This is a genomic window from Corynebacterium striatum ATCC 6940 (assembly GCF_000159135.1).
GTDB lineage: Bacteria > Actinomycetota > Actinomycetes > Mycobacteriales > Mycobacteriaceae > Corynebacterium > Corynebacterium striatum.
Window position 1 is genome coordinate 249773 of the sequence record NZ_GG667523.1, and the last position, 18673, is coordinate 268445.

16 protein-coding genes are annotated in these 18673 nt (G+C 59.2%); 8 read left to right on the top strand and 8 right to left on the bottom strand.

Annotated elements, in window-relative coordinates; translation table 11 throughout:
• Positions 1 to 732: cation:dicarboxylate symporter family transporter (locus HMPREF0308_RS08730; RefSeq protein ID WP_005530739.1), on the top strand; the 732-nt coding region annotated here is incomplete at its 5' end.
• A 139-nt stretch (positions 733 to 871) separates the two neighbouring features.
• Here HMPREF0308_RS08730 and trpA read toward each other — a convergent pair.
• Genes trpA through HMPREF0308_RS08760 form a run of 6 tightly spaced genes read right to left on the bottom strand, consistent with a single transcriptional unit; the run spans position 872 to position 7518 of the window.
• Positions 872 to 1696 carry a tryptophan synthase subunit alpha gene (trpA, locus tag HMPREF0308_RS08735; protein ID WP_005530741.1) on the bottom strand — a complete coding sequence of 275 codons (825 nt, stop codon included), beginning with the start codon at positions 1694 to 1696 and terminating at the stop codon, positions 872 to 874.
• Positions 1696 to 2910, bottom strand: a complete 1215-nt coding sequence (gene trpB / locus HMPREF0308_RS08740) for a tryptophan synthase subunit beta (RefSeq protein ID WP_005530742.1) — start codon at positions 2908 to 2910, stop codon at positions 1696 to 1698. Before trpB ends, trpA begins: the two co-directional genes overlap by 1 nt.
• Before the next feature lie 30 nt (positions 2911 to 2940).
• Positions 2941 to 4320, bottom strand: coding sequence for a bifunctional indole-3-glycerol-phosphate synthase TrpC/phosphoribosylanthranilate isomerase TrpF (gene trpCF, locus HMPREF0308_RS08745; RefSeq protein WP_005530745.1), 1380 nt, complete (start codon positions 4318 to 4320; stop codon positions 2941 to 2943).
• Positions 4313 to 5335, bottom strand: a complete 1023-nt coding sequence (gene trpD / locus HMPREF0308_RS08750; protein ID WP_005530747.1) for an anthranilate phosphoribosyltransferase — start codon at positions 5333 to 5335, stop codon at positions 4313 to 4315. The genes trpCF and trpD overlap by 8 nt, the downstream gene beginning before the upstream one ends.
• Positions 5336 to 5986: an anthranilate synthase component II gene (locus HMPREF0308_RS08755; RefSeq protein ID WP_034657296.1), complete on the bottom strand. Its 651-nt coding sequence runs from the start codon at positions 5984 to 5986 to the stop codon at positions 5336 to 5338.
• A complete protein-coding gene (locus tag HMPREF0308_RS08760) occupies positions 5983 to 7518 on the bottom strand; it encodes an anthranilate synthase component 1 (RefSeq protein ID WP_005530750.1) in 1536 nt (511 codons plus the stop codon). Before HMPREF0308_RS08760 ends, HMPREF0308_RS08755 begins: the two co-directional genes overlap by 4 nt.
• Before the next feature lie 295 nt (positions 7519 to 7813).
• Between HMPREF0308_RS08760 and HMPREF0308_RS08765 the strand changes: the two genes are divergently transcribed.
• Positions 7814 to 8470 (top strand): hypothetical protein, encoded by a 657-nt coding sequence (locus HMPREF0308_RS08765; protein WP_141276721.1) that lies wholly within the window; start codon positions 7814 to 7816, stop codon positions 8468 to 8470.
• Between the two features lie 69 nt (positions 8471 to 8539).
• On the opposite strand, the gene HMPREF0308_RS08770 is transcribed toward HMPREF0308_RS08765, so the two are convergent.
• Both HMPREF0308_RS08770 and HMPREF0308_RS08775 read right to left on the bottom strand, forming a co-directional pair.
• Positions 8540 to 10390 (bottom strand): FAD-dependent monooxygenase, encoded by a 1851-nt coding sequence (locus HMPREF0308_RS08770; RefSeq protein WP_005530755.1) that lies wholly within the window; start codon positions 10388 to 10390, stop codon positions 8540 to 8542.
• A 296-nt stretch (positions 10391 to 10686) separates the two neighbouring features.
• Entirely contained in the window at positions 10687 to 12048 is a 1362-nt protein-coding gene (locus tag HMPREF0308_RS08775; protein WP_005530761.1) for an MFS transporter, read from the bottom strand.
• Positions 12049 to 12171: 123 nt separating this feature from the next.
• Between HMPREF0308_RS08775 and HMPREF0308_RS08780 the strand changes: the two genes are divergently transcribed.
• From HMPREF0308_RS08780 to HMPREF0308_RS08805, 6 genes are all read left to right on the top strand, one after another.
• Positions 12172 to 13641: a fumarylacetoacetate hydrolase family protein gene (locus tag HMPREF0308_RS08780; protein WP_005530763.1), complete on the top strand. Its 1470-nt coding sequence runs from the start codon at positions 12172 to 12174 to the stop codon at positions 13639 to 13641.
• Positions 13638 to 14378, top strand: a complete 741-nt coding sequence (locus HMPREF0308_RS08785; protein ID WP_005530765.1) for a GntR family transcriptional regulator — start codon at positions 13638 to 13640, stop codon at positions 14376 to 14378. The genes HMPREF0308_RS08780 and HMPREF0308_RS08785 overlap by 4 nt, the downstream gene beginning before the upstream one ends.
• The gene (gene hpaE, locus HMPREF0308_RS08790) at positions 14344 to 15906 is read left to right on the top strand and encodes a 5-carboxymethyl-2-hydroxymuconate semialdehyde dehydrogenase (protein WP_005530767.1); all 1563 of its coding nucleotides are present in this window, start codon (positions 14344 to 14346) and stop codon (positions 15904 to 15906) included. The genes HMPREF0308_RS08785 and hpaE overlap by 35 nt, the downstream gene beginning before the upstream one ends.
• 33 nt (positions 15907 to 15939) lie before the next feature.
• Positions 15940 to 17016, top strand: coding sequence for a 3,4-dihydroxyphenylacetate 2,3-dioxygenase (gene hpaD, locus HMPREF0308_RS08795; protein ID WP_005530768.1), 1077 nt, complete (start codon positions 15940 to 15942; stop codon positions 17014 to 17016).
• Positions 17017 to 17123: 107 nt separating this feature from the next.
• Entirely contained in the window at positions 17124 to 17909 is a 786-nt protein-coding gene (hpaH, locus tag HMPREF0308_RS08800) for a 2-oxo-hept-4-ene-1,7-dioate hydratase (protein ID WP_005530770.1), read from the top strand.
• Positions 17894 to 18673, top strand: coding sequence for an HpcH/HpaI aldolase family protein (locus HMPREF0308_RS08805; protein WP_005530772.1), 780 nt, complete (start codon positions 17894 to 17896; stop codon positions 18671 to 18673). Before hpaH ends, HMPREF0308_RS08805 begins: the two co-directional genes overlap by 16 nt.

An 18673-nucleotide genomic window follows, 5' to 3' on the forward strand; every position in this document is an offset into this window, starting at 1 on the left:
AACGTTGTAGTCAAGGTGATTTGGGGCTTCGTCATTCCGTTGTTGCCTATCTACATCTTCGGTATGTTCCTGTCGTTGGGTATGAATGGAAACCTGGGCGATGTTTTGGTTGCATTTGCAAAGGTGCTGATCCTTGCCGTCGTTATGACCATCGTTTACCTAGTCTTCCAGTACATCCTTGCTGGCATCATCTCAGGCAAAAATCCGTTTACCGCTTTGAAGAATATGGCTCCTGCGTACTTCACTGCACTGGGTACGTCATCCTCCGCGGCTACCATTCCGGTGACACTTGAATCCTCATTAAAGAACGGTATTTCTAAGCCAGTTGCGGGCTTTGTCATCCCGCTGTGTGCCACCATCCACCTGTCCGGATCGATGATGAAGCTGACGCTTTATGCCTTCGCCATCGTCACGATGACCGATATGGATGTTTCTTTCGGCAAGGCGATGAGCTTCATTTTCTTGCTGGGCATCATGATGATTGCTGCACCGGGTGTTCCAGGTGGTGCTGTAATGGTGGCAGTTGGCCTACTGCAGGCGAACATGGGCTTCGATGAATCTCTCGTTGCTCTCATGATCGCCGCCTACATTGCAATCGACTCAGTGGGAACCGCTGCTAATGTCACCGGTGATGGTGCTATCGCCATGATTGTGGACCGCTTTGCTCGCGAGAAGATTGACGGGCTTGAGGCTGAGGCTGATGCTGAACCTGCTCGCCAAGAACTGAGCTAGACTCTTTGCTCCCGATGACCCGGTCTTACCGGGTCATTTTTTATGCCCTTTTGGGGTAGTAGAAGAACGATGAAAAAGTGGTCATGCCCCAAGCATGCCGCTGGGATATGACCACTTCTTCCTACCTGGGGAGGGTTTTCTACTTCTTGGTAGCCGCCTTCATTGATGCAACGAAGTCGGTGATTTCCTTCTTCAGCGCTTCGACATCGATGTCGGTGCCGGTTTCACGTGAAACATGCTTCTCGATGATCTTCGTAATTGCGGAGCCGGTGATGGCACCGGAAGCGCCAGCGGCGATTGCGTCAGCGACGTGCTGCGGCGTGGAGATGCCGAATCCCAGAAGGATTGGCGCGCCGCCGAAGCGCTTCACGTTAGCCACCACCTCGTCTAGGCCGCGGGTTTCGGAGGCCTTTTCGGTACCGGTGACGCCGTCACGGGAGATGGCGTAAATGTAGCCCTTGGAATTCTTGGCAACGCCCGCGAGGGTCTTCTCGCTTGCCTGTGCCGGGGCGATGAAGATGGGCTCGATGTTGGCCTTGGCTGCAGCGGCGATGAATGGGGCGCCCTCACGCACGGGAACGTCGGGAAGCAGAATGCTGTCCGCGCCCGCATCGTGGAACTCCTGGTAGAAGTTCTCGATGCCGCGGGTGAAAGGAACGTTGCCGTAGATGAGCATGCCGATGGGCAGCTCAGGGAACTCGGCGCGGATCGTCTTGATCTGTTCAATCGCGGCGTCGACAGTAGCGCCGTTCTCCAGAGCGCGGATGTGGGAGGCCTGGATCGTGGGGCCGTCAGCTACCGGATCGGAGAAGGGAACGCCCAACTCGAGGGCGTCGGCGCCGCCGGCCACAGCCGCGCGGACGATCTCCAGGGCAACCTCCGGGGAGGGATCTCCGAGCATGATGAAGGGAACGAATGCGCCCTCGCCGGACAGGGATTCAAAAAGGTTGTCGTAGCGGCTCATTAGTGCTCCTCCTGGAGGCGTAGTTCAGGGTGTTCTTCGAGAGTGTGGCGGACGTGGTCGATGTCCTTGTCACCGCGGCCGGAAAGGGAGACGAGGATGGTGATGTCCTCGTCCTTGCGCTTGAGCGCATAGGCCAGGGCGTGAGAAGACTCGAGGGCGGGGATGATTCCCTCTTTCTTGCTCAGCAGCTGGAAGGCCTCGAGAGCCTCGGCGTCGGTGATGCCGACGTACTTGGCACGGCCGGTCTTCGACAGGTGGGCGTGCTGCGGGCCGACGCCAGGGTAATCCAGGCCCGCGGAGATGGAGTAGGACTCCTCGATTTGGCCATCAGAATTGCGCATGAGGTAGGAACGCGCGCCATGGAGAATGCCGACGGTGCCGTTGTTGATGGTGGCGCCATGCTTACCGGAATCGAGGCCTTCGCCACTGGGCTCCGCGCCGACAAGCTCGACGCCCTCGTCTTCAATGAAATCAGCGAACATGCCGATGGCGTTAGAGCCGCCGCCCACGCAGGCGACGACGAGGTCCGGCAGCTTGCCAGTCCGCTCGATCATCTGCGCCTTGGCCTCTTCGGAGATTACCTTGTGGAACTCGCGCACGATGGTCGGGAACGGGTGTGGGCCCGCTGCGGTACCGAGGAGGTAGTGAGACTCATGGAAGGTTGCGGTCCAATCGCGCAGTGCTTCGTTCACAGCGTCCTTGAGGGTGCCGGAGCCGGAGTCAACGGGTACAACCTTGGCGCCCATCAGCTCCATTCGATAAACATTGGGCTGTTGGCGCTCTACGTCTTTCGCGCCCATGTAAATAACACAATCGAGGTCAAGTAGCGCACATGCGAGGGCGGTGGCGGTGCCGTGCTGGCCCGCGCCGGTTTCCGCAATAATGCGGGTCTTGCCCATGCGCTTGGCCAGCAGAGCCTGACCGATAACCTGGTTGGTCTTGTGTGCGCCGCCGTGGACGAGGTCTTCGCGCTTAAGAAAGATGCGCGCCTTACCTCCCAGCTTGGTTGCCTCGGTCAGTGGGGTGGGGCGTCCGAGGTAATCCTTCAGGTAGCCCGCGAGCTCCTTGCGGAATTCAGGATCGTTTTGCGCGTCCACGAATGCCTTTTCGAGCTGATCAAGCGCTGGAATTAGGGATTCCGGAACGAACTGTCCGCCGAATTCACCGAAGTAGGCCGGGAGCAGGGTTTCCCTGGTTTCTTGTGTATCAGTCATGGTGTTTCCTCTTAGGTTGGGAGGTGGATATTAGTACTGGTTGTGGTAGTTCCGGATGGCGCTGAACGCCCTGGCGATGAGGCCAGAATCCTTACCGCGTGGTGTCTCGAGACCAGAATTCAGATCTAATCCGATCGTACCTACGGCGAGGGCCTGCTCGAGGTTGGTGAGATTCAAACCTCCCGCCAACAGGGCGGGAATCCCAGCGGGGACTGTTGACCAGTCGAAGGTCTCCCCCGTACCGCCGGAACCGGTGTCGAGGACCAAGAGATCCGCGACGTCGGCAAGCGCTGCAACCACCTCTGGGGCGTGAGGTGCCGTCATATCGATGGCACGCCAGACGTGGTTGGAATGCTTGCTGGCCTCTTCGATGAGAGCACGCTCGTCCTCAACGCTCCCCTGGTATGGCGCGTGGAGCTGGATGGCGTGAATGCCGTCGAGAGCGAGTTCTTCAAAGTTGGAGGTGCGGCGGGAGACGGCAACGTAGAGCAGGTCCGGCTCATGGGCGATGATATTTTGCGCAGTTTCACGTGAAACATTACGCGAAGAGGCTTCCTCGAAAATGAGCCCGCCGTACACGGCGCCGGCGGTACGTGCTGCTTGAGCAGCGGTCCACGACGTTAGTCCGCAGACCTTATTGTCGCCGTAAACCAGGCGGCGGGCGGCGAGATCGATGTCAGGCTGACTCGTTAGTTGGGAGCCCACAAGGAAAGCGTTGGCGTGGCCGCCGATGCGACGCACCGTCTGGTTGTCGCGGATGCCAGATTCGGAGACCACGATCTTGCCCTCCGGAATGTACTCGGCGAGCTGCTCTGAGCGCGTCAGGTCGATGCTGAGATCGTGCAGATTGCGGTTGTTAATACCGATGATATCTACGCCAAAGGCAACCGCGCGGTCGACCTCTTCCTTGGTGATCGCCTCGGTGAGGACATCCAAGCCAAGCGAATCGGCCAGGGCCTTGAGTTCGGCGTAGGTCTCATCATCGACGATCGACATCATCAACAGGATGGCGTCGGCACCGTAGTAGCGCGCCGCATAGACCTGAATCGGATCGATGATGAAGTCCTTGCACAGAACCGGTAGGTGCGTCGACATTGCGACGGTCTGCAAGTGGTCATAGTCGCCGCCGAACCTGTCCGGCTCGCAGAGCACCGAGATGGCAGAGGCATAACGCGAATAGATGCGCGCAATGTTGCCCGGCTCGTAGTGCTCGCGGATAAGACCGAGCGAAGGCGAGGAGGACTTACACTCCATGATGAAGCGGTTGGTGCCCTTGAGGGTGTCGTAAAGCGAACGCTCCGATTTGGGCAGCGCCTGAAGGTCGACGTGTGCGATGCGCTCACGAATGTCAGGGATGTGTGTGCGGCGCTTGGCGACGATCCCTTCCAGCACCGTTGGCAGACTAGCCATAGTTGGCCTCCTCGTGGGTACGCAGCCATTGCGCCACCTGGCCGGAGTCGATGACTTCCTTGGCGTGCGTCACGCCTGCGGCGATGGACTCGGCCTTGCCGCAGAGGTAGAACATGGCGCCCGCGGTGGCCACGATGGCGTCGTAATGCGCAGGACTGCCCTCCCCTGCGAAGACCTTGCGGATGAGCGCGGCGTTCTCGGCGCCATTGCCGCCCTCGAGCTCCGCGAGCTCGTGACGTGCGATACCGAGCTCCTCCGGGGTGATGTCATATTCCTTAATCTCGCCGTCGTTGAGTTCCCACACGTGAGTGGTTCCGTGGACAGCAATCTCGTCGGTGCCCGCGCCATGGACCACGAGCGCGCGGGTGCGGCCGAGCTCCTTGAATACCTCAGCGATGAGTTGGCCCTGCGTCGGATTCGCGATGCCCATGATCTGGAATTCCGGGCGGCCCGGAGAAAGCAGTGGGCCGAGGGTGTTAAAGATGGTGGGGATGCCTAGCGCCTTGCGCACTGGTTGCACGTGGGCCACCGCAGGGTTGTAGGCGGGTGCGAATAAGAAGGTGAAGTTCGAGGCCTCGAATTGCTTCACGGCGCGCTGTGGATTGAGGTCGAGCGGAATGTTCATGGCTTCGAGTACGTCCGCGGAACCCGATTTGGAGGAGACTGAACGGTTGCCGTGCTTGATCATCTTCACGCCGTCGGACGCAGCGACTAGCGACGCCGCCGTGGTGATGTTGATGGTATTCGCGCCGTCGCCGCCCGTTCCGGCGGTGTCCATGAGGCCCTCCCCCGTCACCGGGAAGGGGCGGCCAGCGGTGAGAAAGGCATGGGCTGCGCCGGCGACGTCGGCGAAGGTCTCGCCACGGGTGCGGATATGGGTGAGAAGCGCTGCGACGTGGATGTCGTCATATTCGCCGATGGTTAACGGGGTGAAGACCTCGATGGCCTGCTCCACCGTGGGTTCGGTGATATCCAGGTAACCCTGGAGGGCCTTGAGTGCATTCTTATTTTCCATTTACTTGGTCTCTCCTTTAATTGATTTCAGCGATAAATTCTCGATGCAACGTTCCAACATGATTGGACCCTTCGGGCTCAACACGGACTCCGGGTGGAACTGCACGCCGAATGCCATTCCATCGTTAGTCTCGGCCGCCATCACTACGTCACCGATCTGCGTCTCCGTGGTCGCCAAGGCCCGCATTCCGGCGGGAATCTGCGTGCAACCCAAGGAGTGGTAGCGGGCCACTGGAACCTGCGTGCCCACATAGTTCGGGTTGTCTGGCTCGGAGTCCACGGTAAGGCCGGTGAAGATCGGGTGCTGGGCACCTTCTTCGGTTAGCGTCATCGCCACCGACTTGCCGTGTACCGGGCCGCAAGGCTCGACGGTTCCGCCGTGGTGATCCAGCAGAGCCTGGAAGCCGAGGCAGATGCCGAAAAGCGGGATCTCGCCGAGCGCGTAGTCGATGAGCTCCATCATGCAGCCGGCATCGCGCGGGTGGCCGGGGCCTGGGGACAGGCAGATGATGTCCGGCTGTGCGGCTAGAATCTCCTCGACGGAGACGGTGTTGCGGAAGATGGTGGTCTTGTAGCCAGCGAGTGCGTCCACGAGGTTGTAGACAAAGGAGTCGTGGTTATCAATGAGCACTACGTGCGGGGAATGGGTCATCGGACAACCTCCAATTGGGCGTTGTGCGCCAGAGCGATGGCGTGCAGGACTGCGTAGGCCTTGTGCAGGGTTTCATCTGCTTCAGCTTGGGGGACGGAATCACGGACTACGCCGGCCCCTGCCTGGACCACGGCTTGGCCGTTCTTGACGTAGGCGGAGCGGATGACGATGCAGTTATCCATAGAGCCGTCGCCCTTGAGGTAACCCACTGCCCCGCCGTAGGAGCCGCGCCGGGTTCCCTCGGTTACGCGTACGAGTTCCATCGCGCGTAGCTTCGGTGCGCCGGTGAGTGTTCCCATGTTCATGCAGGCGCGGTATGCGTCGAGGGCGTCGTAGTCTTCGTGAAGAGTGGCGGTTACACGCGAAACCAAGTGCATGACGCGCGAGTAACGGTCCACCTGGAGTAGCTCCGCGACCTTGCGGGTCTGCGGTACGGCCACGCGGGCAAGGTCGTTGCGGGCGAGGTCCACAAGCATGGTGTGCTCGGCGACTTCCTTGTTGTTGGTACGCATCTCGAGTTCGTTGCGGATGTCGAGCTCATGGTTGATGCTGCCGTCTGGGTTGAGCCCGCGCGGGCGCGTACCGGCGATGGGATAAAGCTGTACCTCGCGGGTGGAGGCATTAAACTTCAGGTTCGACTCCGGGGAGGCACCGAAGAGTTCGTAGTCCGCACCGCGCACGTAGAACATGTACGGCGAGGGGTTGGTCTCGCGGAGCTGACGGTAGGCGGCGAATGCATCGGGGCAATCGAGCGAAAATGCGCGCGCGGGCACCACCTGGTAGATGTCCCCCGCAGTCACGTTATTTTGTAACTGTGACACAATGGCGCGGAACTCGGAGTCGGGCATCGAAGCTTTCGCGATGAGTCGATAGCGGCTTGGAGTGGGCTCCAGTTCTTGTGCCTCGATGGATGCGAGCTCTGCCAAGCTTGACGACGCCGCTTCCTCGCTCAGATCGACCGCATGCAACGCGGCGGTCTCCGTGGCGTGGTCGATGGTCAGTAGCGTCTGCGCGACGACGAACTCATAATCCGGATAATCGTTCGGCCCCTCCCCTACGGCGGGCAGTTTCTCGAAGCTCTCGAGATAGTCATAAGCAAAGCCGCCGCCGACGAAAGGAAGTGCTCCATCCGGAGTGGAGTAACCAGCGTCTAATTGAAGGGCTCGGAGAACAGCGGCCGTCGATACATCGCGGAGGCGCTCGCGCTCGTCGCTCTTGGAGGAAAGACTAAATACAAAATCTTCGCCATCAAAGTGCTCGCCGAGCTGATCCTTGAGTCGCGCCATCATTGTCTCGCCGACTTCAGTTAGTGGCGTGGCTGTGACGCGCTGGCCCCGGCAGGTGACTTTCAGCGCGGCCTGGAGAACGGCGATGCAGTTGAGGTTCTTCTTGGACTCGATGTCGGCGGCCTCAAGGAGGAGGCTATCCTTCGACTGCGCGAGCCGGTGGAAAAGCAGCGACGCATCCTGCTCATAAGGTATCGCTTGGGAGGCGGTGTGGAAGACCGTTCCGGCGGTAGGGGTTGGTGGCATTAGTGGTGCCCTTTCGCGGCTAAATGTTGTCTATGGCTTCTTGAGTTTTGAAGCTTTAGATTCGCGCCGCGTGCGCCGTGGTGGCTATAAAACCACGAAAGGCCCGCATAGCGCGAGCCTAAATCTTCTGGTTTCGAGTGAACTGGCCCGCAGTTACGCGCGCCACCACCAGTTCTGGGATGTGTTGGTCAGAAGTTGCATGAAACACACCATAGCATGAGTGTGTGCTATGTGTGTGGTTTCGCGCACATTTTATGCACAGGCAAAATGAGTGCTCCTATGTATGATTGTGACCATGGACACGCTTGAAGCCAAACTCGCACCACTTCAGGAACAGTACTCGGAACAACTAACCAAGCGCCGTGAGGAAGCGGCGGAGACCTTCAGGCGTTTCATGGAAGTTCACGGCGACGATGAGAAGCTGAAGCAGCACAAGACATGGCAAGCGCCATATGTCGACGCTTTCGCCCGTGAGGTCGCTCCGAAGCTCAGCGTCGATGAGGTTGAACTCGTGCTCGGCCAATCGCTGGTGGAATACCACGGCAGCGATTGGCTCGTGGTTGGCGAGAACGATGGCGAGCCAGTCTTCGGCATCTTCGATCCGGCCCGCCGTAGCGCTGCCCTTCCCCGCACCTACGCCCGCGAAGTCGTGGAAGGTAATTCTCTCAAGTTCTTCGGCCTCCACTGGGTCCAGGTCTGGGACTTTGAGCCGGATGCTCCGGAATATTCTCCGGGCAAGTCCATAGCGGTGATGGAACAAATCATATTGAGTGCCGCTTTCTATCGCGCGCTGGAGCATCAAGAAGAATCTTCCCAAGAGGTTCTAACTCATGTTCTTGAGGAACTCGATACTTCCGATCTTCGCGATAGGGTTGCGGAGCTAAACCGCCAGCCGCTCGAGGAACGCTTGGAAGAGCTCTTGGCTACGCACTCATATTGTCTTCAAACTTAAGCCCCGCGCTGTGTTTCACGTGAAACACTACGCGGGGCCTTGTTTGTGGCTGTTATTTAGAGCCGTTGCTTACTTGGTTGGCAACAGTGCCTTGTCGAAGTACGCCTCGACAGCCGCGGCGTCGTCAAGCGGCAGAACTGCGCCCACGTACTGGTCCGGGCGTACGATGACGACCGCACCCTCGCGGGAGATACCGCGGGCCTCGAAGATGTCCTCCTCTGGGGAAAGCGCGTTGAAGACGTTCTCCCAGTTTGGGATGTTGAATTTGCCGTTCAAGGGGCGGAACAGACGCGGAGCGTCGAGAATCTCGTAGTCGTGGTGGTTGGTCTGCTGGTAGATGGCCTTGATATCAAAGTAGGTGTTCTCATCGGCGCCTTCCGGGTTGAACTTAGCGATAATCTCTTGCATCTGCTCGGCCCAGGCGGTGAGCTTGGATTCCGCGCCAGCCTTCGGGGCGTCGGCAAAAGCGTAGATGCGGTAGCGTCCGTCGGCGAGGTGCTGGTGGCCGAGGTGAAGCTTGAAGGCATCGCAGCGGCGGAGCACCTCGAAGGACTTGAAACGCTTGCCCACGGGGAAGCCAGTAGCCAGATCCTGGTGCTGGGTGTCACCGACGATGATGTTCTCTTCGTACTGCGTCATCATGCCGGCAGCGAACTCTTCGGCAGCAACGTAGTACTTCTCTACTGCCTCCGGATCATCGAGCTCCTCGGTTGGGGTGGCCATAAGGGTGGACCACTCGCGGTCGAAGTTGATGAGGTTCTGGGCGGCCGGCTGGCGCTCACCGTGGTAGGTGCACAGCAGCTCCTTTGGCGCGCGGCCGTCGAGGACGTGGCCGAGCTTCCAGCCAATGTTAAAGCCGTCCTGCATGGAGACGTTCATGCCCTGGCCAGCCTTGGCGGAGTGGGTGTGGCAAGCGTCGCCGGTGAGGAAGACGCGTGGGGTGTCATTGTTGTCGTCGAAATCGTCGACCAAGCGGTGTCCCACCTCGTAAACGGAGTGCCACGCCACCATCTTCACGTCGATGAAGTACGGCGAGTAGATTTCGTTGGCCTTCTCAATGATCTTCTCGATTGGGGTCTCGCGAACCTTGCCGTTGTCGCCCTCTGGAACAACGCCGAGGTCGACGTAGACGCGGCAGAGGTAGCCGCCCTCACGCGGGATGTGAAGAATGGAGCCAGCCTTGGAGTGGATTGCACACTTGGTGCGCCAGTCAGGGAAGTCGGTGTCGACGACCACGTCCATAACGCCCCATGCGTGATTGGCCTGGTCACCCTTCAGGGAGCGGCTGATGGACTTGCGGACGCGGGACTTTGCGCCGTCACAGCCGATGACGTATTTGGCGTGGACAGTACGTGGGTTGCCGTTCTCATCCTCCAAGTGGGCGGCGACGGGGTACTCCCCCTCCCCGACCTCAAGCTCGATGAACTTCCAGCCGTAGTCCGGCTTGATGCGCGCCGGGGCACGGTGTGCGAAGCGGGCGAAGTAGTCGAGGACGCGTGCCTGGTTCACGATGAGGTGCGGAAACTCGGAGATGCCAAACTCATCATCGATTGGGCGTGCACCGCGCTTGATGTGCTCGTGGTTTTCGGGATCCGGATTCCAGAAGGACATCTCGGTGATTTCGTAAGCCTCTTCGGTGATTTCCTTAGCAAAGCCGAATGCCTGGAAGGTCTCCACGGAGCGGGACTGGATGCCGTCTGCCTGGCCCAAGATGAGGCGGTGTGGACGACGTTCGATAATGCGGGTGTTGACGTTGGGGAACATCGCCAACTGTGCAGCTGCGATCATGCCTGCCGGGCCGGAGCCGACGATGAGGACGTCCATGGTGTCTGGGAGCTCAGATGGGCGATCTACGCCGTATCCTGCTGGCTCAAGGACGCGTGGGTCTTGGGAAACATAACCGTTGTGGTGGAACTGCACTGTGGTCTCCTTACTAACCGAGATGAGGAGGGGGTGGGAGGAACCCCCGCGGTGTGTGAGGTTCTCGTGAGACTGATGGTGACCCACTTCAATGAGTCATATATCTGTGATCCAAGTCCTATGTGCCGAATCATATATGATGGCGCGATATTGCACAATCACTTTTAAGAGTTTTCTGGGTTTGTGCTCGTGCGCTTTGAGAGGTGCAAAAATGCCGCCAGTTTCTCCCACCTTGCCGGGTAGGAGAAACTGGCGGCTAAGTCTGTGTGCGGCTGCGAGGTGGCTACCGGTTGCGGCTACTTGGTGAAGATGATGTGGCCACGGGCTTGCTCTGCTTCGTGCTCTGGGCCGAGTGGAATACCCTTGCGTTCACGCAGGATAAACATGCATACCAGGCCAACGATGGAGGCGGTGACGAGGTATCCGGACACTGCGAAGGTCGTGCCGGTGGCTTCCACCAGGGAGGCGGCAATCATCGGGGCGAAGGCGCCACCCAGAACCGAGCCGATAGCGTAGGTGATGGAAACGCCGGTTGCGCGGATGGAAGCTGGGAAGAGCTCGGCGTACATAGCGGACTGTGCACCGTAGGTAAGGCCAAGGCCCAAGGATAGGGAAATGAGGGCGACGTACAGCATCTTCAGATCGCCGGTGTTGACCAGCGGGAAGAGGGCGGCGGCACCAATTGCCTGCAGGACGAAGCCGATGAGGTAGGTGTTGCGCCGGCCAATCAAGTCGGAGATATAGCCGGCAAACAGGGTGAAGATTGCCCAAGTGAATGCGGAAAGTGTAACGGCGTTGAGGACGTCACCGCGTGCCAGTGCCACTGGGCCTTCAGGGTCAGAGGCGTACTTCTGGATGTAGCCACCGGTGGTCATGTAACCCACGGTTCCGTTGCCAGCGAAGATAAGCGCTGCGGTAAGAACCAGCGGGAAGAATTTCTTGAACAGCACTGTGAATGGGTGTGCAGACTCTTCTTCCTGGCGCTCCGCGATCTCCTCGAAGACTGGGGACTCCTCGACGCCCATGCGAATGAGGTAGCCAACGATGACCAGAACGAAGGAGAGCAGGAACGGTACGCGCCAACCCCACTGCATGAAGGCGTCGCCAGGCGCAATGCTATTCATGATGGACAGCACGCCGGAGGAAAGCAGCAGACCTGCGGGGACGCCGACCTGTGGGCCGGCGCCGTAGAGGCCGCGCTTGTTAACTGGGGCGTGCTCTACAGCCATCAGCACGGCGGAACCCCACTCGCCACCAGCGGAAATACCCTGGATGATGCGCAGGAAGATAAGCAGGATTGGGGCCCAAACACCCGCTGAGTCGTAGGTGGGCAGCACGCCGATGAGTGTGGTGGCGCCACCCATTGCAAAGAGGGTAGCCATGAGGACAACGCGGCGGCCGAGGCGGTCAGCGAAGTGTCCAGCCAGAAATGCGCCGACCGGGCGGAACAGGAATGACAAGCCAACGGTCAGGAAGGAGATGATGGTGGCGAGACCACCCTCCAGCGGGCCGAACATGAGCTTGTTAAATACGAGGCCGGCAACTGCGGCGTAGAGGAAGTAGTCGTACCACTCGATGGCGGTACCGATGGTGGTCGCAGCGACAACACGGCGACGTTCGCTCGTCGTGACTGTCGGGGCGGCGGTTGCGTGCGACATGTTTTTCCTTTCAATATGTGGCTTGCCATATACGTTCCAGGCTTTGTGAATTAAACCACTTGCGGTGATTGTAGGGATAATATACGATTTGGGCAAGCATTTGAGAGAAAAGAAGGATTTTTCATGGCTGTACCCCAATTTCTGCCTGAGAAACCGGGCAAGATGATTGCTGTGCATGTGGCTTTCGAGTCTCGTGCCGCACAACGAGGCCGCTGGCCTAAGACCCCGAGCTACTTCCTCAAGGCGACGAGCACGCTTGCCGAGTCCGGCGGCGTCGTCGAGCGCCCCGCGGGCACTGAGCTGCTTGCTTTCGAGGGCGAGATTGCGCTCATCATCGGAAAAGCGGCCCGCAACGTCTCTCTCGCGGAGGCTTGGGATTATGTTGCGTATGTGACTGCCTCCAATGACCTGGGCATCTACGACTATCGCGCGCAGGACAAGGGCTCCAACACTCGCTCCAAGTCCCGCGATGGTTACACCCCGATTGGGCCGAAGCTTATCGACGCCCAGACGATCGACCCCAAGGGCCTGCGTCTGCGCACTTGGGTCAATGGCGAAGTTGTGCAGGAAGGCACCTCCTCTGATGCGGACCTCATTTTCCCTCTCGCCCAGTTTGTGGCAGATCTTTCCCAGCACATGACTCTGGAGCCTGGAGATATCATTTTGACTGGTACGCCGGCCGGATCCACCGTCATCGAGCCAGGCGACGTTGTCGAGGTCGAGGTTGACGTGCCGGGCGGTGTCACCTCTGGACGCTTGAAGAGCACCGTCGTGGAAATCCCGGCTAACTTCGACCCGGCCCTGGGCAACCTGCCGAAGGTCGATGACAAGCAGCGCGAGGACGCATACGGTGACCGCGAGTCTGCAGGCCTGCCACCACTTCCCTCCTCTGAGCTCTCCGCAGAGCTGAAGAAGAAACTCGAAGAAGCGCCGACCGCCGGTCTTTCCGCAGAGCTGCGAAGCCGCGGCATCAATCAGTGCGTCATCGAAGGCGTTTACCCACAGACCAAGGGCACCAAGATGGTTGGCGTGGCTCGCACCCTGCGCTTCGTAGCTGGACGCGAGGACCTCTTTAAGTCCCACGGCGGTGGCCTAAACGAGCAGAAGAAGGTCTTCGACACCGTCAAGGAGGGTGAAGTCATCGTCATCGAAGCTCGCCAGGAGCCGGGTTCCGGCACCTTGGGGGACATCCTCGCGCTTCGTGCTAAGACCCGCGGCGCAGCCGGTGTGGTGACCGACGGCGGCGTTCGAGACTATGAAGCGGTTCGCGAAATCGGGCTCCCTGTCTTCACTCAGGGTGCGCATCCTTGCGTACTCGGCCGTAAGCACGTTCCGTGGGATAGCGACATCGCTGTCTCTTGCGGAAACGCCACCGTGGTTCCGGGCGACATCATCGTTGGTGATGACGACGGTGTCATCGTCATTCCGCGTGACCTGGCCGAAGAGGTAGCAGACGCTGCTTTGGCCAAGGAGCATGAGGACGAGTGGGTTGCTGAGCAAGTAAAGGCAGGCGCCAGCCTCGACGGAATGTTCCCGCCAACGGGGGCCAATAAAGAGGCTTACCTTGAGTTCAAGAATGGTGGTGGTCAGTGACTTCAGCAAAGGATCAGACCCAGAAATCTGAACAATCCGCGCCTGAGAGTAAGTCTCAGCAAGCCTATAACTGGATAAGCCGCCAGATTCGCACTCGTGAGTATGAGCCAGGGCATCGGTTGGTGCTCTCAACAATTGCAGAAGAACTCAACGTCAGCGTCGTTCCAGTGCGCGAAGCCATCCGGCAACTCGAAGCCGAGGGCCTAGTCACCTACGAACGCAATGTTGGTGCCAGGGTAACCACGCACAATCGCGAGGCCTACTACGAGTCGATGGATATCGTGGCCACTCTGGAGGCACGGGCCACCGCCCAATCGGCAGCGTTTCTCACCGCTGAGGATTTTGCTAAGGCGCGAGCAATCAATCAGAAGATGCGTGAACTCGATGTGCATCACGACCCAGACGAGTTCACGAAGCTCAACAAAGAATTTCATAGTGTGCTTTTCGCCAAGTGCCCCAACGAAAGGCTCGTGAACTTGGTTTATGAGCAATGGGACCAACTTGAATACCACCGAGTCTCCACCTTCCGCTACGTACCGGAGCGGGCCCTGGAATCGGTGGCAGAACACGAAAAGCTGCTCGCTCTCATCGAGATCGGCGCGGAAGAAGCTTATGTGGAAAAGGTTGCGCGCGAACATCGCTTGCAGACTTCCCGCCGATACCGCGAGAAAAATAGCCAGGCAGAAAGCCCGGCAGACAGCAATGCAAAAGCAGAAATTACAGACACCGCAGTTTAAGGAGAATGCCGCAGTGAGCATCAATAATGACGCAGCCAAGCCAGCCGACCTTCCAGAGAAGATCCTCCACTACATCGATGGTGAGTTCGTTGCCTCTATTGATGGCGACGAATTCGACGTACTCGATCCGGTAACTAACCAGAACTACATTAAGGCTGCTTCCGGTAAGCCAGCTGACATCGACAAAGCGGTTGCTGCCGCCAAGGCTGCCTTTGAGCGCGGCGAGTGGTCCAAGGCCCTGCCACGTGAGCGCGCACGCGTGCTCAACAAGATTGCTGACATTGTTGAGACCCGCGCTGACAAGCTCGCTGCATGGGAGTCCTTCGACTCCGGTCTGCCGATTACCCAGGCTAACGGCCAGGCAAAGCGCGCGGCGGAGAACTTCCGCTTCTTCGCTGACCTCATCGTTGCGCAGGCTGACGACGCCTACAAGGTTCCAGGCCGCCAGATCAACTACGTCAACCGCAAGCCAATCGGCGTCGCAGGTCTTATCACCCCGTGGAACACTCCGTTCATGCTCGAGTCTTGGAAGCTCGCTCCGGCAATTGCAACTGGCAACTCCGTTGTTCTGAAGCCGGCTGAGTTCACCCCGCTGTCTGCGCAGCTGTGGGCTGGAATCTTCGAGGAAGCTGGCCTCCCGAAGGGCGTATTCAACCTAGTCAACGGCTTCGGTGAAGAGGGCTACGCGGGCGACCCACTGGTCAAGCACCCAGACGTCCCGCTCATCTCCTTTACCGGTGAGTCCCGCACCGGCCAGATCATCTTCGGCAACGCTGCACCGCACCTCAAGGGCCTGTCCATGGAGCTCGGCGGCAAGTCCCCAGCCATCGTCTTCTCCGACGCTGACCTGGACACCGCTATCGACGCCTGCATCTTCGGCGTCTTCTCTCTGAACGGCGAGCGTTGCACCGCCGGCTCCCGCATCCTGGTTCAGCGCGACATTTACGATGAGTTCGTTGAGCGCTACACCGCCGTCGCCAAGCGTGTGAAGGTGGGCCTGCCTTCTGACCCGAAGACCGAGGTTGGCGCCCTGGTTCACCCAGAGCACTACGAGAAGGTCACCTCCTACATCGAGATCGGCAAGCAGGAAGCCAAGCTGGCAGCCGGCGGCGAACGCCCAGAGGGCTTCCCAGAGGGCAACTTCGTGCAGCCGACCGTCTTCGTGGACGTCGATCCTTCCGCCCGCATCTTCCAGGAAGAAATCTTCGGCCCGGTCGTTGCCATCACCCCGTTCGACACCGACGAGGAAGCGCTCGAGCTGGCCAACAACACCAAGTACGGCCTGGCTGCTTACGTGTGGACCTCCGACCTTAAGCGTGCGCACAACTTCGCACAAAACGTTGAGGCTGGCATGGTTTGGCTGAACTCCAACAACGTGCGCGACCTACGTACCCCATTTGGAGGAGTTAAGGCCTCCGGCCTGGGCCATGAGGGTGGCTACCGTTCCATCGACTTCTACACCGACCAGCAGGCAGTCCACATCAACCTCGACAAAGTCCACAACCCGGTCTTCGGCAAGCAGGACTAATCCATCTCTCTCATTTCTTTAAAGGAGCACATCATGACCAACGTTCAAGCACCGGATATCCTGCGTTGCGCCTATATGGAGATCGTTGTTACCGATCTTGAGGCTTCCCGTAAGTTTTACGTGGATACCTTAGGCCTCGTCGTGACCGAGGAAGATGACAACGCAATCTACCTGCGCACCTACGAGGAGTTCATCCACCACAACCTCGTCTTGCGCAAGGGGCCGGTCGCTGCAGTAGCTGCTTTCTCCTACCGTGTCCGCACCCCAGAGGATCTTGACCGCGCCGAGGAGTTTTACAAGGCCCGCGGCTGCGAGGTTCGTCGCAACAAGGACGGCTTTGTCAAGGGTATCGGCGACTCTGTGCGTGTGCAGGATCCGCTGGGCTTCCCATACGAGTTCTTCTACGAGGTAGAGCACCGTGAGCGTCTGGCGTGGAGCTATGACGCTCATATCCCGGGCGCGTTGGTTCGCTTGGATCATTTCAATCAGATCACCCCGGATGTTCCGAAGGCCGTGGATTACATGGAGGATCTTGGCTTCCGCGTCACTGAGGATATCCGTGATGAAGAGGGCACCGTTTATGCCGCATGGATGCGCCGTAAGCCGACCGTCCACGACACCGCAATGACCGGTGGTGACGGCCCGCGCATGCACCACATCGCATTCGCGACCCACGAGAAGCACAACATCATCGCCATCTGCGACAAGCTTGGCGCTCTCCGTGAGTCTGACGCTATCGAGCGCGGCCCAGGCCGTCACGGTGTTTCCAATGCCTACTACCTCTACTTGCGCGACCCGGATGGTCACCGCGTGGAGATCTACACCCAGGACTACTACACCGGCGACCCAGACAACCCGGTTGTCACCTGGGACGTCCACGACAACCAGCGTCGCGACTGGTGGGGTACCCCGGTTGTGCCTTCTTGGTACCGCGACGGCTCCACCGTCCTCGATCTCGATGGCAATCCGGTTCCACTGGTCGAGCGCACCGATGAGTCCGAGATGGCGCAGACCATCGGCGCGGATGGCTTCTCCTACACCCGCAAGGAAGATTCCGAGGAGATGCCGGAGTGGAAGCAGGGCGAGTTCAAGCTCGGCAACCAGCTCTAAAGCTCTCATGGATGCTGGACTGTGATTTCAAGGTTGATTAAAACCCAGAAATGCGGTCCAGCTTTTCTGCATGTTTCACGTGAAACAACGAACTAAGGAATTCGACAATGTTAGATAGCAAGCAACATATAGCCATCGCGGATGAGCTGGCGCAGGCCGAGCGCGACCGCACGATGATTCCTCTGCTGAGCACTCGTTTCCCGGACATGGGTGTGGAGGATTCTTATGCCATCCAGGGTGAATGGGTAAAGCGCGGCATCGCCGGTGGGCGGCGCCTCGTTGGCCGCAAGATTGGCCTGACTTCCAAGGTAATGCAGGAGGCGACCGGCATTACTGAACCGGACTACGGGGCAATTTTCGCGGACCAAGTTTATGAGAACGGTTCCGTTATCGAGCATGCGCAGTTCTCGAACGTGCGCATCGAGGTGGAGCTCGCCTTCGTTCTCAAGGAGGACCTGGCGGGGCCTAACTGCAGCATCTTTGACGTGCTTCGCGCGACCGATTACGTGGTGCCAGCCTTGGAGATCCTCTCCTCCCGCATCGAGATGAAGGGTCGCACCATCGTGGACACCATCTCTGACAACGCGGCGCTCGGTGCGATGGTTTATGGCGGCAACCCAGTCCGTCCCGAAGACGTTGACCTCCGTTGGGTCTCCGCACTCCTCTATCGCAATGAATCCATCGAAGACACCGGCGTCGCCGCGGCGGTGCTCAACCATCCGGCGATGGGCGTCGCCTGGCTGGCGAACAAGCTGCATGCCCACGGCGACACTTTGAAGAAGGGTGACATCATCCTCGCCGGCTCCTTCACCAAGCCGATGTGGGTGGAGCCGGGCGATACCGTCCACGCCGATTATGGAAAGTTGGGAGCGATCACATGCCGATTCCAGTAGAACTTCCGCCAACCTTCACGCGCGCGCTTGACCACGCCCCCTTGATCGGCGCCTGGATCTGCTCCGGCTCCCAGGTGGCGGCGGAAATTGTTGCTTCCGCCGGTTTCGATTGGCTGCTCATTGATGGCGAGCACTCCCCTTATAGCTTGGAGACCATCGCAGAATTGCTTCGGGCCACGGATGCGTATGGGCCAACCCGCATGGTGCGTGTTCCGGTTAATGACACCGCACTTATCAAGCAATACCTAGATGTTGGTGCCCAGAATCTGATGGTGCCGATGGTCGATACTGTCGCCGAGGCCGAGAAGGCTGTAGCGGCAATGTATTACCCACCGCACGGTGTGCGCGGCGTCGGCAGTGCTTTGGCTCGTTCTTCCCGCTGGAATGGTGTGGAGGGGTATTTGCAGAAGGCCGCTGAGACCGTCAGCCTGACCGTGCAGATTGAGTCCTTCACCGCTGTGGAGAACGCGGCGGAGATCGCGGCCGTCGATGGTGTTGACCAAATATTTGTTGGCCCTTCGGATCTGGCGGCCTCAATGGGGCTGCTGGGTCAGCAGACCCACCCAGACGTGCTGGACGCAGTGCAGCGTACTTTCGATGCGGTCCGTGCCGCAGACAAGCCGGTGGGCGTCAACGCTTTCAATCTGGAGCAGGCGCAGCGTTATCTCGACGCAGGTGCGTCGTTTGCGCTGGTAGGAGCTGATGTCCAGCTGCTGTCCGGTGCGGCGCGTACGCTGGCGGATAAATTCTCGAAGAAAGGTTAG

Bases quoted from the DNA above. Each gene is read 5' to 3' on its own strand.
- trpA (WP_005530741.1), bottom strand. From the start codon at position 1,696: ATGAGCCGCTACGACAACCTTTTTGAATCCCTGTCCGGCGAGGGCGCA.
- trpB (WP_005530742.1), bottom strand. From the start codon at position 2,910: ATGACTGATACACAAGAAACCAGGGAAACCCTGCTCCCGGCCTACTTC.
- trpCF (WP_005530745.1), bottom strand. From the start codon at position 4,320: ATGGCTAGTCTGCCAACGGTGCTGGAAGGGATCGTCGCCAAGCGCCGC.
- trpD (WP_005530747.1), bottom strand. From the start codon at position 5,335: ATGGAAAATAAGAATGCACTCAAGGCCCTCCAGGGTTACCTGGATATC.
- HMPREF0308_RS08755 (WP_034657296.1), bottom strand. From the start codon at position 5,986: ATGACCCATTCCCCGCACGTAGTGCTCATTGATAACCACGACTCCTTT.
- HMPREF0308_RS08760 (WP_005530750.1), bottom strand. From the start codon at position 7,518: ATGCCACCAACCCCTACCGCCGGAACGGTCTTCCACACCGCCTCCCAA.
- HMPREF0308_RS08765 (WP_141276721.1), top strand. From the start codon at position 7,814: ATGGACACGCTTGAAGCCAAACTCGCACCACTTCAGGAACAGTACTCG.
- HMPREF0308_RS08775 (WP_005530761.1), bottom strand. From the start codon at position 12,048: ATGTCGCACGCAACCGCCGCCCCGACAGTCACGACGAGCGAACGTCGC.
- HMPREF0308_RS08780 (WP_005530763.1), top strand. From the start codon at position 12,172: ATGGCTGTACCCCAATTTCTGCCTGAGAAACCGGGCAAGATGATTGCT.
- hpaE (WP_005530767.1), top strand. From the start codon at position 14,344: ATGCAAAAGCAGAAATTACAGACACCGCAGTTTAAGGAGAATGCCGCA.
- hpaD (WP_005530768.1), top strand. From the start codon at position 15,940: ATGACCAACGTTCAAGCACCGGATATCCTGCGTTGCGCCTATATGGAG.
- hpaH (WP_005530770.1), top strand. From the start codon at position 17,124: ATGTTAGATAGCAAGCAACATATAGCCATCGCGGATGAGCTGGCGCAG.
- HMPREF0308_RS08805 (WP_005530772.1), top strand. From the start codon at position 17,894: ATGCCGATTCCAGTAGAACTTCCGCCAACCTTCACGCGCGCGCTTGAC.